The organism is Roseateles sp. (genome assembly GCF_965229315.1).
Classification (GTDB): Bacteria; Pseudomonadota; Gammaproteobacteria; order Burkholderiales; family Burkholderiaceae_C; genus Pelomonas.
In genome coordinates this window covers 3,005,369-3,019,646 of the sequence record NZ_CBDDJA010000002.1, presented here as the reverse complement: position 1 = coordinate 3,019,646, position 14,278 = coordinate 3,005,369, and the positions used below count along the sequence as shown (strand labels likewise).

General features: G+C 70.4%; 19 protein-coding genes. 6 read left to right on the top strand and 13 right to left on the bottom strand.

From position 1 onward, the window contains the following. Positions 1-31: 31 nt before the first annotated feature. The 8 genes from ACO07H_RS18845 to ACO07H_RS18810 form a co-directional block, all read right to left on the bottom strand. A complete protein-coding gene (locus tag ACO07H_RS18845; protein WP_422018661.1) occupies positions 32-826 on the bottom strand; it encodes an ATP-binding cassette domain-containing protein in 795 nt (264 codons plus the stop codon). A gap of 2 nt (positions 827-828) precedes the next feature. Continuing rightward, the gene (ssuC, locus tag ACO07H_RS18840) at positions 829-1,596 is read right to left on the bottom strand and encodes an aliphatic sulfonate ABC transporter permease SsuC (RefSeq protein ID WP_422016946.1); all 768 of its coding nucleotides are present in this window, start codon (positions 1,594-1,596) and stop codon (positions 829-831) included. A gap of 2 nt (positions 1,597-1,598) precedes the next feature. After that, positions 1,599-2,771, bottom strand: coding sequence for an FMNH2-dependent alkanesulfonate monooxygenase (gene ssuD, locus ACO07H_RS18835; protein WP_422016944.1), 1,173 nt, complete (start codon positions 2,769-2,771; stop codon positions 1,599-1,601). Next, positions 2,768-2,953 (bottom strand): hypothetical protein, encoded by a 186-nt coding sequence (locus ACO07H_RS18830; protein ID WP_422016942.1) that lies wholly within the window; start codon positions 2,951-2,953, stop codon positions 2,768-2,770. The genes ssuD and ACO07H_RS18830 overlap by 4 nt, the downstream gene beginning before the upstream one ends. Beyond that, complete coding sequence (locus tag ACO07H_RS18825) at positions 2,950-3,921, bottom strand: sulfonate ABC transporter substrate-binding protein (protein WP_422016940.1); 972 nt, start codon at positions 3,919-3,921, stop codon at positions 2,950-2,952. The genes ACO07H_RS18830 and ACO07H_RS18825 overlap by 4 nt, the downstream gene beginning before the upstream one ends. A 137-nt stretch (positions 3,922-4,058) precedes the next feature. Beyond that, on the bottom strand, positions 4,059-4,628 hold the full coding sequence (gene ssuE / locus ACO07H_RS18820; RefSeq protein ID WP_422016938.1) for an NADPH-dependent FMN reductase: 570 nt from the start codon (positions 4,626-4,628) through the stop codon (positions 4,059-4,061). Positions 4,629-4,720: 92 nt separating this feature from the next. After that, on the bottom strand, positions 4,721-5,788 hold the full coding sequence (locus ACO07H_RS18815) for a sterol desaturase family protein (RefSeq protein ID WP_422016936.1): 1,068 nt from the start codon (positions 5,786-5,788) through the stop codon (positions 4,721-4,723). Then, positions 5,788-6,567 carry a MipA/OmpV family protein gene (locus ACO07H_RS18810; protein WP_422016934.1) on the bottom strand — a complete coding sequence of 260 codons (780 nt, stop codon included), beginning with the start codon at positions 6,565-6,567 and terminating at the stop codon, positions 5,788-5,790. Before ACO07H_RS18810 ends, ACO07H_RS18815 begins: the two co-directional genes overlap by 1 nt. A gap of 346 nt (positions 6,568-6,913) precedes the next feature. On the opposite strand from ACO07H_RS18810, the gene ACO07H_RS18805 reads away from it, so the two are divergent. The 3 genes from ACO07H_RS18805 to ACO07H_RS18795 all read left to right on the top strand — a co-directional run bounded on the left by ACO07H_RS18805 (position 6,914) and on the right by ACO07H_RS18795 (position 9,078). After that, the gene (locus ACO07H_RS18805) at positions 6,914-7,087 is read left to right on the top strand and encodes a hypothetical protein (RefSeq protein WP_422016932.1); all 174 of its coding nucleotides are present in this window, start codon (positions 6,914-6,916) and stop codon (positions 7,085-7,087) included. A gap of 163 nt (positions 7,088-7,250) precedes the next feature. Continuing rightward, positions 7,251-8,219, top strand: coding sequence for a dicarboxylate transporter/tellurite-resistance protein TehA (gene tehA / locus ACO07H_RS18800; protein ID WP_422016930.1), 969 nt, complete (start codon positions 7,251-7,253; stop codon positions 8,217-8,219). Between the two features lie 130 nt (positions 8,220-8,349). Next, a complete protein-coding gene (locus ACO07H_RS18795; protein WP_422016928.1) occupies positions 8,350-9,078 on the top strand; it encodes a PEP-CTERM sorting domain-containing protein in 729 nt (242 codons plus the stop codon). 663 nt (positions 9,079-9,741) lie between these two features. On the opposite strand, the gene ACO07H_RS18790 is transcribed toward ACO07H_RS18795, so the two are convergent. The 5 genes from ACO07H_RS18790 to ACO07H_RS18770 form a co-directional block, all read right to left on the bottom strand. Next, on the bottom strand, positions 9,742-10,023 hold the full coding sequence (locus tag ACO07H_RS18790; protein ID WP_422016926.1) for a hypothetical protein: 282 nt from the start codon (positions 10,021-10,023) through the stop codon (positions 9,742-9,744). Positions 10,024-10,171: 148 nt separating this feature from the next. Beyond that, entirely contained in the window at positions 10,172-10,702 is a 531-nt protein-coding gene (locus ACO07H_RS18785) for a hypothetical protein (RefSeq protein WP_422016924.1), read from the bottom strand. Further along, positions 10,627-11,976, bottom strand: a complete 1,350-nt coding sequence (locus ACO07H_RS18780; protein WP_422016922.1) for a hypothetical protein — start codon at positions 11,974-11,976, stop codon at positions 10,627-10,629. Before ACO07H_RS18780 ends, ACO07H_RS18785 begins: the two co-directional genes overlap by 76 nt. Positions 11,977-11,999: 23 nt before the next feature. Then, positions 12,000-12,251, bottom strand: coding sequence for a hypothetical protein (locus tag ACO07H_RS18775; RefSeq protein ID WP_422016921.1), 252 nt, complete (start codon positions 12,249-12,251; stop codon positions 12,000-12,002). After that, the gene (locus ACO07H_RS18770) at positions 12,248-12,466 is read right to left on the bottom strand and encodes a hypothetical protein (protein WP_422016919.1); all 219 of its coding nucleotides are present in this window, start codon (positions 12,464-12,466) and stop codon (positions 12,248-12,250) included. The genes ACO07H_RS18775 and ACO07H_RS18770 overlap by 4 nt, the downstream gene beginning before the upstream one ends. 212 nt (positions 12,467-12,678) lie before the next feature. On the opposite strand from ACO07H_RS18770, the gene ACO07H_RS18765 reads away from it, so the two are divergent. The 3 genes from ACO07H_RS18765 to ACO07H_RS18755 are packed head-to-tail and all read left to right on the top strand — an operon-like array spanning position 12,679 to position 14,267. Beyond that, positions 12,679-13,293, top strand: coding sequence for a hypothetical protein (locus ACO07H_RS18765; protein WP_422016917.1), 615 nt, complete (start codon positions 12,679-12,681; stop codon positions 13,291-13,293). After that, entirely contained in the window at positions 13,286-13,696 is a 411-nt protein-coding gene (locus ACO07H_RS18760; RefSeq protein WP_422016915.1) for a hypothetical protein, read from the top strand. Before ACO07H_RS18765 ends, ACO07H_RS18760 begins: the two co-directional genes overlap by 8 nt. After that, entirely contained in the window at positions 13,689-14,267 is a 579-nt protein-coding gene (locus ACO07H_RS18755; RefSeq protein ID WP_422016913.1) for a hypothetical protein, read from the top strand. Before ACO07H_RS18760 ends, ACO07H_RS18755 begins: the two co-directional genes overlap by 8 nt. The last annotated feature ends 11 nt before the right edge of the window (positions 14,268-14,278 follow it).

The window sequence follows — 14,278 nt, the reverse complement described above, 5'->3', positions numbered from 1 at the left end:
TCGGGGCGGCCATTGTCAGGGCAGGCGGCGGTCAGGCCGTGAGCGGGGGGCCGACGATGTGGCGCAGCACGCGGTCCTCCAGCGCCGCGAAACCCGGCGCAGCGCGCGAGCGCGGGCGGGGCAGCGCGACGGTCGCGTCCAGCGCGATGCCGCCGCGGTCGATCAGCAGCACGCGGTCGGCGAGCGCCACGGCTTCGGCCACGTCGTGCGTGACGAGCAGCGCGGTGAAGCCGTGGCGATGCCAGAGCTGCTCGATGAGGCGGTGCATCTCCAGCCGGGTCAGCGCGTCCAGCGCGCCCAGCGGCTCGTCCAGCAGCAGCAGGCGCGGCTGGTGCACCAGGGCGCGGGCCAGGGCCACGCGCTGGCGCTGGCCGCCGGAGAGCGTGGCCGGCCAGTCGCTGTGGCGGCCGGCCAGGCCCACCTGCGACAGCGCTTGCATCGCCCGGTCCTTCGCGTCGCGGCCCGCCAGGCCCAGCGCGACGTTGTCGACCACGCGCTGCCACGGCAGCAGCCGCGCGTCCTGGAACATCAGCCGCCGCTCGTGCGCGGCGCCGGCCTCGATGCGGCCCGCCCCGGGCGTGTCCAGGCCGGCGATCAGCCGCAGCAGCGTGCTCTTGCCGCAGCCGCTGCGGCCCACCAGCGCGACGAACTCTCCGGGCGCGACGTGCAGGTCCAGGTCCTTCAGCACGTGGCGCGGGCCGAAGGACTTGGACACACCGCGCAGGTTCAGCGCCAGCCCGCGTGGCGCGCCGCCGAGGGCGGGTGCAGCGTCAGGCGCATGCTCACGGGGCAGCAGCAGCGGGGCGTCGAACTCGGTCAGCCACATGGTCATGGGCTTTCAGCGGCGTAGCCGCGGTGCCAGGGCAGCCAGGCGCGCTCCAGGCCGCGGGCGAGCACGTCGGCCAGCTTGCCCAGCAGCGCGTAGAGCAGGATGCCCACCAGCACCACGTCGGTCTGCAGGAACTCGCGCGCGTTCATCGTCAGGTAGCCGATGCCGGCCTGCGCCGACAGCGTCTCCGCCACGATCAGCAGCACCCACATCAGCCCCAGCGAGAAGCGCAGGCCCACGAGGATGGACGGCAGCGCGCCGGGCAGGATGACCTGCCGGTACAGCGGCCAGCCGGACAGGCCGTAGCTGCGCGCCATCTCGATGAGGTCGCGGTCGACGTTGCGGATGCCGTGGAAGGTGTTCAGGTAGATGGGGAAGAACACGCCCACGGCCACCAGCACCAGCTTGGCGGCCTCGTCGATGCCGAACCACAGGATGACCAGCGGGATCAGCGCCAGCGCCGGGATGTTGCGCAGCATCTGCAGCGTCGTGTCCAGCAGCGTCTCGGCGGTGCGCCAGGTGCCGGTCAGCAGGCCCAGCAACAGGCCCAGGCCGCCGCCCAGCGCCAGCGCCGAGAACGCCCGCGCGGCGCTCACACCCACGTGGTGGGCCAGCTCGCCCGAGCGCAGCAACTGCCAGAACGCCGCGAGCACGGCCGCCGGCTCCGGCAGGATGCGCGCGGACAGCGCGCCGCTGCGCGAGGCCAGCTCCCAAGCGACCAGGAGGGCCGCGGGCAGCAGCCAGGGGGCGAGGCGCTGCCTGAGCATGGTCAGCTCGCGGCAACGGTTTTCGGCGCGTAGCTGTTCGCGACCACCTCGCCGAACGGCCCGGTCAGCGACGGTGCCGCCAGCTTCTCGCGCGTCTGCAGCGGCAGCAGCGGGAACACCAGTTCCGCGAAGCGGTGCGCCTCGTCCAGGTGCGGGTAGCCGCTGAGGATGAAGTGCGCCAGGCCCAGATCGGCATAGGCCTGGATGCGGTCCGCCACCTGTTGCGGGTTGCCGACCAGCGCCGTGCCCGCGCCGCCGCGCACCAGGCCGACGCCGGCCCACAGGTTGGGCGCGATCTCCAGCCCCTCGCGCACGTTGGCGCGGTTGAACTTGCCGTGGTGCAGTGCCGCCATGCGCCGCTGGCCCACCGAGTCCATGCTGGCGAATCGCGCCTGCGCGGCGGCGACCGTGGCTTCGTCCAGGTGCGAGACCAGCTCCGTCGCGGCGTCCCAGGCCTCGCCTTCGGTCTCGCGCACGATGACGTGCAGCCGGATGCCGTACTGCAGCTGGCGGCCTTGCGCGGCGGCGCGGCTGCGCACGTCGGCGATCTTGGCCGCCACGTCGGCCGGCGGCTCGCCCCAGGTGAGGTAGGTGTCCACCTGTTCCGCCGCCAACTGGTGCGCCGCGGGCGACGAGCCGCCGAAGAACACCGGCGGATGGGGCGTCTGCACCGTGGGGTACAGCAGCTTGGCGCCCTTGACGCTGAGGTGCTCGCCGTCGAAGTCGAACGCGCGTCCTTCGTGCGAGCGGGTGATGACCTCGCGCCAGATGCGGATGAACTCGGCCGACTGCGCATAGCGCGCCGAGTGGTCCAGGAACTGCCCGTCGCCGGCCAGTTCCTCGGCGTCGCCGCCGGTGACGAGGTTGACGAGCACGCGGCCGCCGGACAGCCGGTCCAGCGTGGCGGCCATGCGGGCGCTCTGCGTGGGCGCCACCAGCCCCGGGCGCAGCGCGACGAGGAACTTCAGCCGCCGCGTGGCGTCGATGAGGCTGGCGGCCAGCACCCAGGAGTCCTCGCAGGAGCGGCCCGTGGGGATGAGCACGCCTTCATAGCCCAGGCTGTCGGCGGCGATGGCGATCTGCTTGAAGTAGGCGTGGTCGGCCACGCGCGCGCCGCGCGAGGTGCCCAGATAGCGGCTGTCGCCGTGGGTGGGGATGAACCAGAAGATCTTCATGCGCGCTCCGTCAGGTGAACGGGCGAGCGGCCATGGCGCGTGACGATGTGCTCGGCCGCGGTGAGCGGCGGGTCGGTCCGCTGCGCCAGGCGTGGCGCCGGCTGCGCGCGCGCACGGCGCCACGCGGCGGCCGTCGTCGCGAGGATGGCGATGGCAGCGCGGCGGGTGGCGGCGGTGCTCACCGGGCCGCCTCCGCGACGGCGCCTGCTGCACGGCCCGGCAGCGCCTCGGCCACGCGGATGGGTTTGGGGATCAGGCCGAGGGTGTGGAAGGCGTCGGCGATCTTCTGCTGCTCGGCGGCGACGGCCGGCGTCAGCGGCTTCACGCCGAACTGGTAGCGCGTCAGGCTTTTCTCGACGACCTCGGGCGCCAGCCCCTGCAGCGGCGCGATGACGGCGGCCGCGGCCTTGACGTTGGCCTTCACGTAGGCGGCCTGCGCCTGGCTGTCGTCGAACAGCGCCTGGATGACCTGCGGATACTGCTGCGCATAGCCGCGCTCGGCCAGGTAGTAGGAATGGTTGTTGACGATGCCGCGGCCGTCCACCAGCAGCCGTGCGCCGCTCTGCTTTTCCACCGCCGCGAGGAAGGGGTCCCAGATGGCCCAGGCGTCCACCGCGCCGCGCTCGAAGGCGGCGCGGGCATCGGCCGGCGGCAGGAACACGGGCTGGATGTCGCTGTACTTCAGGCCCGCCTTCTCCAGCGCCTTCACGAGCAGGTAGTGCACGTTGCTGCCCTTGTTCAGCGCGACCTTCTTGCCCTTCAGGTCGGCCGCGGTCCGCACGGCCGAGTCCTTGGGCACGACGATGGCTTCAGCCTCGGGCGCCGCGGGGTCGAAGCCGATGTAGACGAATGTCGCGCCGGCTGCCTGCGCGAAGATGGGCGGCGCCTCGCCGACGAAACCCACGTCCACCGCGCCGACGTTCAGGCCTTCGAGCAACTGCGGGCCGGCCGGGAACTCGACCCATTTGACGGCCACGCCCAGCGGCGACAGGCGCTTCTCCAGCGAGCCGCTGGACTTCTGCAGCGTCAGCAGGCTGGCGGATTTCTGGAAGCCGATGCGCAGCGTGGTGGCGGACTGCGCGGCGGCGTTGAAGCTGACGGCCGCGGCCAGCAGCGGCGCGGTCCAGCGGAGCAGGGAGCGAAGGCGCATGGGGTGGTCCTGTGCAAAAAGATCCCGGCGCTCGGGCACACCCGATCAGCGCCCGTGCGCCGGGACAAGTCGCCAATTCCCGGGACGGGCAGGCGAGGAGACAAACGGTGGGGTGTGGATGCGTGAGCCGCGCGGCGTCAACAGCTCAGCGCGGCCGGTGCGTGCGACCGCGTTCGCGGCGTGATGGACAGCAGCGGCGCCAGCGGCGCGAGTGCGCGGTCCAGCCGGGCGATGAGGTCGGGCTCGGGCACGAAGCCGCCGGCTTCGTGGCGATGCAGCTGCGCGTCGGTGGCGAACACGCCGTCCAGCACGTGGCGCGCGCCCAGCGACGACAGCACGGGCTTGAGCGCGTAGTCCAGCGCCAGGAAGTGGGCCGGGCTGCCGCCGGTAGCCAGCGGCAGCACCAGCTTGCCGCGCAGCGCGTCGGGCGGCAGCAGGTCCAGGAAGACCTTCAGCAGGCCGCTGTACGCGGCCTTGTAGATGGGTGTGCCGACGACGACCAGGTCCGCCCGCTCCACGGCGTGCACGGCGGCGGCGATGGCGGCGTGCTGCACGTCGGCCGTCAGCAGCGCCGCGGCGGGCAGGTCGCGCACGAGGATGGCGTCATGGTGCGTGTCGCGGCCTTCCAGCCTCGTCAGCGCGAACTGCGTGAGCCACGCCGAACGCGAGCGTTCGCTGGGGCTGGCGGAGAGGCTGGTGATGTGCATGGCGGCCGGTGCGTTGTCAGGCCTTGCACGATAGGGACGCCGGCCGCGGCGCGGAACGAAGGAAAGCGGCGATGCTTATGCGCCGGCCGTCTTCAGCGCGCGGGTCGCGGCCGGCGCGACAGCAGCGCGCCGACGCCCCACAGCCCCACGGCCAGCGCCGCGGCCGCTGCCATGTTGATGCCATCGGCCAGGTCGTCGGCGAACCACAGCCAGGCGCCGCTGCCGGCCGCCAGCGCCACGAAGGCGGCCACCGCGGCGACGCGCGCCCAGTGCGGGGCGGCCGGGTCGAAGCGCGGCTGCGCCAGGCGGACGTCGAGGTCCAGCGGCACCGGCACGAAGCCGGGCGGCATCCAGCCGGGCGACTTGAACAGCACGCGCAGCTTGTCGGCCAGCCGCGGCGTGGCGCGCATGCGTCGCCCCATCTCCACGTAGAACTGGCCCACGGACAGCAGCGGGTTCCAGCTCGCCAGTGGCTTGACGGTGCCGTACACGCAGCGCTCGCGCTCCGGCGCGAAGCTGCCGAACAGGCGGTCCCAGACGACGAAGATGGCGCCGTAGTTGCGGTCCAGGTAGCCCGGGTTCACGGCGTGGTGCACGCGGTGGTTGGACGGCGTGGACAGCACGCCGTCCAGCCAGCCCAGACGGCCGATGTGCTCGGTGTGCACCCAGAACTGGTACAGCAGCACCACCACGCCGGCCATCGCGTACTGCGCCGTCGGCACGCCCAGCAGCGCCATGGGGATGAAGAACGGCGCGCCCATGATGGGGTACAGGCTTTCCTGGCGCAGCGCCGTGCTCAGGTTGAAGTGCTCGCTCTGGTGGTGCACCGCATGTGCGGCCCAGAACAGCGCGCTCTCGTGGCTGGCGCGGTGCAGCCAGTAGTCGCAGAAGTCGTACATGAGGATGGCCAGCACCCAGCTCAGCGCGCCGTGCCACAGCGTGGCCGGCAGCAGCGCGAAGCGGGCGTGCAGGCCGGCGTACAGCCCGGTCTGGAACAGCGGCGTGACGACGGCCGCCGCCTGGCTCAGCAGGCCCTGGCTCAGGCTGCTGACGGTGTCGGCCAGCCCATAGGTGTTGCGACCGCGCCAGCGCCCCCAGGCCCATTCGGCCAGCATGCACAGGCCGAACAGCGGCAGGGCGTAGAGCAGGACCTCGTGCATCAGAACTGGTGCCAGAGGCTGAAGATGAACGATGGCTGGTTGCGGCTGCGCGTCAGCGGCGACTTCGCCGCCTGATCGATGAGGCGGGCATGCACCCATTGGCCGTTGACCGACCAGTCCGCCGAGAACTTGTGCTCGCCGCTCAGGGCCACGCTCCAGTCCTGCCAGCCGCTGCCCGGGTGCCATTCCTGCAGGTTGCCGTTCCTGGCCTCGCCCGGTCGCACGCCGAAGTTGCCGCGCAGGTGGGCCGCGTTGGCGTAGGTGGCGGCCACGGTGACGGCCAGCAGGTCGGGGCCGAGCGGGATGCCGCTGGTCGCGCCGATCTCCAACTGCGCGCCGTCATGGTGCCGGCCGGTGCCGTAGGACAGGCCGGACTGCAGCAGCAGCACCGGCAGCGCCTGCACGTTGGCGAACGCCTCGCCGACGACGCGCGTGTCCAGGCTGTCCACGCCCGGGGGCGACTCCTGCCGCGGCCGGCCGGCCTGCGGCCAGATGCGCGCGCCGAATTGCCAGTCCTTGGCGGCGTCGCCGTTCAGCAGCACCGGTGCGAGGTTCCAGCCCAGGCCGGCGTCGGTGGCGAGGAAGACGCCGTTGGGCGATTCGTAGTCGAACGCCGGCTGCAGCCCGTCGCGCTGGCGCGCACTGCCCGGCGCGCGCGGCCAGCCGCGCACGGACAGGCCACCGGACCAGGTCGTCGCCACGGGCGGGGAGTCCAGCAGCAGCAGGCTGCCCGCCGCGTGGGCGGCGCCGGCCGGGCAGCCCAGGGCCAGGCAAGCCACGAGGCACGGGCTCGCCGCGAGCAGTGCGGCTGACGGGGTCGTGCGAGTGCGGGGGAGGGAGGCGGCTGACATGGAGGCGCCCGATGCGCCGGGCCGGCAGCGCCACCCCGGGCAGGGTGGCCGCCAGCGACTCTAGCCGCGCGGCCTGTCGATTCCCGAGCCTGCCCGCCTGGGCACAGCGCTGCGTCAGCGGTCCGCAAGCCCAACGCAAGCTGCGGGGGCGCGTCGGTCGCCGCTGACGCCCGGGAGACACCTTGCCTGACGCCGTCGTCGTGCGGCACGCCTCACAGTGGAGGCCGAGGTGCCGTGACGCAGACGTTGCGTGCGCGGCCGGAAAGGACATCCCATGCCCCGAACCCATGGCAAGCGCAACGGCCCCGTCGAGCACAAGCCCAGCGACTTCGCAACCAGCAAGTCCACCCAGGGCCAGACCCTGACGCCACAGCCCAAGGCACCCGCCCGGCAAGAGGACGGCACGGCGCGCGACGCGCCGCAGGGACCGCCGCAGCACAAGATCTGACGCCCGCTGCGGCGTCCGGGCGTCGGGGCCGCCGGCCGGGTCGCCGCCGGCCGACGACGACTGGCCGGTCTCTTCCCCTGGCGTGACGAGCGCACGGCAGGTTCGCCAGAATCCGGCACGCGGCGGCCGCCTGGTCACCGCTCAACGCGGATCCGGGGGATTGATGAACGCACGTCGCTGGGTGGTGCCGGCCTCCTTCTTCAGCATGGTGCTTGGCTTGGCCGGCCTGGGTACGGACTGGCGCGCCGCCACGCACTGGTGGGGCCTGCCCGCGTGGGTGGGCGAGGCCGTGATGGCCGTTGCCGCCGCGGTGTGGGCGCTGCTGGTGGCGCTGTACGGCCTCAAGTGGCTGCGCCACCAGGCCGAGGCGCTGGCGGAGATCGCCCACCCCATCCAGTGCTGCTTCGTGGCGCTGCTGCCCGTCACCACCATGCTGGTGGGCATCGCGGCGCTGCGCTACTCGCGACTGGTGGCGCTCGTGCTGTGCGGCGTGGGGGCGCTCGCCGCGCTGGCCTTCGGTGCCTGGCGCCATGGCGGCCTGTGGCGCGGCGGACGCAGCGTCGATGCCACCACGCCGGTGCTCTACCTGCCGACCGTGGCCGCCAACCTGGTGTCGGCGATGGCCGCGGGCGGGCTGGGCTGGCCCGAGTTGGGGCAGTTGTTCCTCGGTGCCGGCGTGCTGGCCTGGCTGGCGCTGGAGTCGGTCATCGTCGGCCGGCTGCTGAACGCCCAGACGCTGCCGCTGCCGCTGCGCCCCACGCTCGGCATCCAGCCCGCGCCGCCGGCCGTCACGCTTCTGGCCTACAGCAGCGTCACCACCGGCCCGCCCGACCTCATCGCGCACGGACTGCTGGGCTACGCCCTCGTGCAGGCGCTCGTCGTGGTGCGGTTGCTGCCATGGATGCGCCAGCCGTTCACGCCGGGGTACTGGGCCTTCACCTTCGGCGTGACGGCGCTCGCGTCCGCCACGATCCGCTACGCCGAGCGCGGTGGCGACTGGGTGTTCACGGCGCTGGCGCCGGTGCTGTTCGTCATCGCCAACACCGTGGTCCTGGGGCTGTTCGCCGCCACGGTGCTGGCGGCGTGGCGAGGCCGGCTGCTGCCCGGGCCGGCAGCAGAGGCCGCAAGCTGAGCCGCCGTCAATGCGGGATTGGCCTAGCACCACCCATCTCGGTGGTGCGGCTGTGCATCTGACGCTACTAGGGATGTCGGCGCCGGTTGGTCATCCCTAGCGTGCGATTTCCACTGTTCAGGAGCGGGATGTGAGGAGCCTTTATTCGTTCGTGATGGCCGCAGGCCTGCTGTCGGGTGCGGTGTCTGCCCACGCGGCCACGATCTACAGCAACGGCCCCGTCGTGCCGGCCGGGGGCATCTCGGTCATCGACCCCGGCAGTACAACCTTTGGCCTCGGGGCAAATCTCGGCGCCGGCGTGCGGCTGGCTGAAGACTTCACGATCACAGTGGGCCAGTCGTGGACCATCGAGAGCATCAACTTCTTCTCGTACCAGACCAACGCGACCGCATTTCCGTTGATCTCGGCGACGTGGTCCGTCGTCAGCGGTGACGTCAACACCGGCACCGTGGTGGCGTCGGGCACCACGGCGCTGACCAGCGACGGCCAGGTCGGCTTCCGCGTCAGCGCCACGGCGCAGACGGACACGGCGCGCCGCATCTGGAGCGCCAACGCGAACGTCATCGACTTCACGCTGGGCAGCGGCACGTACTGGCTGCGCTGGTCGCTGTCGGGTTCGACCAGCTTCACAGGCCCCTGGGTGCCGCCCACGTCCGACGGCGCGACCGGCAACGCGATGCAGGACAACAACACCGGCACCTTCACCCTCGCGACCGACACTTCCACCGGCGTGTCGTTCACGCTGCCCTTCGTGCTGAACGGCGTCGTCACCGCGGTGCCCGAGCCGACGCAGGTGAGCCTGCTGCTGGCCGGCCTGGGCCTGCTGGCGCTGGCGCGTCGCCGCCAGACGCGAGGCTGACGAGACCGAGGCGGGCCGCAGCGCGGTCCCGCCCATCACGCCGCGCCGCAGCGCGCGCTGGACAGGGTGGCTTGGGCCACCCTGAGTCTTTTGCGGGGTGCTTCACGGCGCTTGTGGCGCTGGCTGTGCGCGTTGCGCGGGGCTGCCCGGTGTGGTCTCCGACAGGAATCGAGAATCGGGCTGCAGACCGCATGGATGCTGGCGGTCGAACTGTGGGGATTGGCGACGTTCCCCCATTTGTTCCCCCGAACGTAGGACGGTGGGTGCGCTGACGCGGCCGGCACCACTCCCAAGAGTTCCCGGATGCGTCTGAACTGAGCAGACTCTGATCTCCACTGCTTGGCACAGGGCCAGGCGGGCATCGAACGGGGTAGGAGTCGAGATGGAAATGGAAACCGTGCGACACGAGCACGAACTCGGCGACATCGATGTTGCGGACTTCGACCAGGTCTACCTTGGAACACCGCAACGCCCTCGGGCACACGATCTCTACAGGTGGCCGGCGACAGTGCGAGCCACGGACCTCGGATGCGGCGTGTCATTGCCCCCATCCCGTACGCTGGTCGTGATGGTGGCCGAACCGCACAGCCCCACGAGGCAGCGCCGGGTCTGGGCAGCCCTGCAGCTCGGCGAGCTGGTCACCGGCCCAGGGTGAATCAGGGGTCAACCCACAGGGGTCGGCTGCACAGGTTGTACGTGCCGCAACACCGTGCAGCAGTTCGGCTTCGTCTTGCCAGCTGCGGCCCGCGCGCGGTCAACAAACGCCGCTTCCGTCTCGCCTTCGCTGCGCTGCCAGGCCTGCCCTCGCCCGTCGGTGAGGTGGTCGACGGGCAGTGCGCCATCCGACCCCTCGAAGGTCACCAGAAGGCTGATCTCCAACGCGGCATCATCGGCCGCACCATGCTGTTCCAGGCGCTCGATGCGAGTTTCCAGGCTGCTGCTCATCGTTCATCTCCTTGAGGGTCAATGCGGCCGGTCGCGGATCGCGCCCCGGCGTAGTTGGTGGCACCATTCGCCCATGTCCGACGAGTGGCGTCCTTTCCTGGCTTCTGTGTTGGCCCCAGCGTTCTGGGGCCTCGTGCTGTGGCTGTGGTCACGGCGCAAGCAGCCCGCCGGTGACGACGTTGGCCGAGCCCAGCAGGCCCGACACAAGGCGTACCTCTTGGGGCGTCAGGTTGGTCGTCTGTGGCACCGCGGCCGCGAGCGCTGACGCTGCGCGCCGGGACTGCTGCAGAGTTCCGATGAGCGGTGCAAATCGGCCCGCACCCGGTACCGTGGAACGAGCCAGCGTGTCGAACAGCACGCCTCCGGGATTGCCGCCGCGAGCCACCGTGCCCCATGCCGGATCCGCGTTCGCGTACCCGGTGATCCGCGTGAGCCGGTTCAACTCGTCGATCTCCTTGGCGCTGAAGAAGACCTTCAGCTTCTCCGGCCCGATGGACTGCATGGCGTTCTTCAGCCCTGGCGCGGAGGCAAGCTTGTCGCCGGCTGCATCGTTCTTGAACGCGCCGTCGTAGATTACCTTGGCGATCTGGCGCTTGGCCTCTGTCATCGCGTCGGCTGGCAGCACGTCCGCCAGCTTCTGCAGGTCGCGCGTCTTACCGCCGACGATGAAGCGCTGCACGAAGTCGTCGGCTGGCACCTTGCCGCGCGCGGCGGCGTCCAGCGCCGGGATCGCGTCAAGCAGCGAGAAGCGGTCGGCGGCCAGCCGGATTGGGAGACCACGGGGTTCTCGGCGACGAAGCCGGCGACCTCATCCAGGAAGCCGGGATCCAGGCGACCGTTGCGGCGCTGGTACTCGCGTGCGCGCTTCGAGATCTCGATGTCACGGCTCAGGCTGTTGCGCATCGTCTCCATGATCTGGCGCCGGCCGGCGGCGGACTTCGAGAGGCTGGGCACCTGTGCCATGAAGTTGTCGAAGTCCTTGTCGGTCATCGGACCGGTGCCGGGCTGGCGCAGCTGGCCGGCCATCTCGCGCGCCAGCGACTCGGCCGCCTCCTTGTTGCCCAGGCGCGGATCAACCTTGATGCCCAGTGAATTCATCGCGCTCGCGACGTCCAGGCCCGTAGCCGCCAACTTGCCGCCATCGACGCCGGCCAGCAACTGCTCCATGCGAGCGAGCTTGTTGAGCTGGGCGGGCGCGTTGAAGCCGGACCGATTGATGCCGGTCATCATCTCGCTGAAGGCCTTGCCCTGGTCCTTCGCATACTCGCTCTCGGCCTGCAGGTTCACGTTCACCGGCGCCTGATGCGTGGACTGCTTCTGCAGCCACTGCGCGATCAGCTGGTTCCCCTTCGGCGTGCCGGGCTGGATGCCAGCGGCGCGCATGTTGGCGATGAAGTCGTCCTCCTTGGCAGGCGCGGCGACAAGCTGCTGCCACTTGCCGTCCTTCACGTAGCCGCCGACTTCGCCCGGGCCGAACTTCTCGATCTTCGGCTGCTCCTTGCGCAGCGCGGCCTGCATCTGTAGCGCGGCCTGCGGATCGACGCCGGCCAGCGCCTTGGCATAGCCTTCAAAGTCGAAGCTGGGCTGCGCGTTCGGCAGCGCGGCGGCCGCGGTGTTGGTCGGGCCGCCGCCGGCCTGCAGCGCGTTCTGCACCGGGCTGCGCGGGAACTGCGCGGGCAGCGCCTGGAGCTGCTGCTGGCGCTGCGCGTCGCGCTGCTGCTGGGCCAGCGCGAGCTGTGCCTGCTGGATCTGCATTTTGCGCAGCTCCTCCGCTGCCTGCTGCTGCTTGGCCTGCTGCATGGCGCCGCCGTAGTTGAGCAGGCCGCCGGAGATGCCCTGCAGCGCGCGCGGCGACCCGAGCAGGCCCTGCACCATCGAGGCCACGGCCATCGTGCGTGGATCGTCGATGGAGGTGCCCAGAAGCCCACGGCGGCCGGCCGGGTCAGAGTCCATGTCGAGAATTCCCATTTTTGCTCCTAGTGAATCCGGGTAATGCCGGCGGCGTTCGCCTCCAGCAGTTGCGTGTCCATCGCGTGCTGCACGCGGCGGATCATTTCGTTGATCTCGATGAGGACGAGGTGTGCCCACTCGTCGTCGCCGACCTGCAGCGCGGCGATGCAGGCCTGGCCCAGTTGGTCGAGCGTGGGCGTGGGCGGCACGTCGACGCGGATGTCGAAATCCGTAAGGTCGACCAAACCCCAGGCGATGCTCTCGAGGACGGGGCTCATGCGCTCAAGGCGGTGTGAAAAGTGTTCGCAACCACGCGCACATCTGCTTCTCGGTAGGCCGGCCGGCCCTCCACCATCACGGGCAGCAGGCCAGAACGGCCACCGCTGCCGTAGCCGGCAAGTGCCGCGGCTTCGAGCAGTTGGAAGGCCGCGTCCTGCGGCGAGAGCAGGCGGCCGGCTGAAGACACGGCGGGCGAAGAAGTGGTTGAGGTCATGTCGTCAATCCTTGGCGATGAGGCACATCCTGTGCCGCGCACCGCCGCCGCCGCAAGGCGTTCCGGAACTTTCGACGGCGGCGCACTGGGAAGGACCTGCGCGAAGTTCCGGAATCGCATCGGCGCGCGGCAGCTGCAGCTCGGCCGGCAACGCCCAGCGCGTGCGATCTCGCCCGGGCATCTGAGGTGCCGGGAAGCGCTCGGCCCACGCCATGCGGATCAACGCGAGGTCGATCAGATCCTGCTGCGAGCGGCCGGGGTGCCTCGCGCTGCTTCAGGGAATCGACCGCCTGCCAATCGTGCAGGTGCCCATCCGTGACGACCTGGGCGATGCTGACGGCGGTCCGGATGATGGCAAGCGGATGGACTACGCCATGGCCGACCAGTTGCTCGACAAGGCGCTCGACAAGGCGCTCGACCTCCACGTCGCCAACCGAGGGTTCCGACGGTCGCTCGCGAACTTCCTCCTTAGCGAGCTTCAGAATGGCACGACGAACCTGACAATGTACGGCGCCCAATACCTGCTGGAAGATGGCGGCTTTCGGCCGATTGGAAGTCCGGCCGCGGCGTCGAGCGTCAAAGCCATGCCGGGCGACCTGCGTGAACGACTCGGCTTGTATGCGGCCGCAGAGATCGACGCGGTCGGCCGAATGCTTCGGATGCAAGAGGGCCAAGACGGCTTTGATCTTGTGCTGAACGGCGCCCTGATTCGCATCAATGCACTGAGCAGCGTGTTGTTGTCGCTTCAAGGCGGTGACGACGGGCGTGACTGGGACGAGATGCATGAGGTCGTGTTCGGCGAGAAGCTGGAGGTTGCCCATGGCTGATCCAACAGAAATGGACCTACGAGACGAAGCCTCGTCGCTGCTCGGCATGGCGTCTGGCTTGGCCCACATGTGCTGCGGGGCTTCAGAAGAGCTGGGCAAAAAAGAGCCGCAAGATATGACCGAAGTCGTGACTGCGCTGCGGCACGTTGAGACTCTGCTTGGTGAGGCGAAAGCGTCCATGGCCAAAAGTTCTGCCGGCGCTCCCCAACTCGTCGTCCAAGCGCACGCGGTCTGCTCATTGGTGACAGTCGACATTGCGGTAGACGCTGAGGGGCGTTCCCTGCAGCACTGGAGCGACGAGATAACTGCGTGGGGTCTCCACGCGCTCTGCGATGTCATCAAGCGTGCGAAAGCCGCCGTCGACGGACCCGAGCGCTCTGCTGTGGAGTTGGGCCATGGCTGAGCGGAAGCATCAGTACGAGCCTGCTGCGCAGTTGACGGAGGTGCCGGGTGTGCGCGTCGAACGAAACTGGCTCTACGACGTGTACCGCGGCACTCCGGCCGAGCTTGTTGCGATGGGGCTGGCGCCGGCAGCGATGTTCCCAGGCGAGCCGGGAATGCCGTTGGTGTCGGTGACGCTCTGGCCAAGGGGTACGGAACACCGCAGCGGCTGGAATGTTCCCGGCCGGCTCCACCTCTCGCGCACGTCGAAGGGTACCTTCACTGCCGCGCTGGTGGTCTCTGCCGAGGAGCAGGAAACGCGGCGAGCCGCAGAGGCTGTGCGCCAGGCGGAGCGCGACGCGAAGGAACGGGCATCCTGCGGCACGCCCACTGCAGATGAGCAGGAGCATGCGCGAGCGGCGAACATCGAGATTCGCTGGCGAGTGCTCGACGCAGCCATTGACCAGCTCGGCCTTGATGAGGTCGCAGCACGAGTGGAGCAGCTCCGTCGCGAGCGCCGGCCGGCCAGGTCAGCGGGCCACCTGAAGGTCGTGTGGTGCGGCCCAGGCGCCGAGCAGCCGAGGTTGCAATGAGCGCGCCAGCC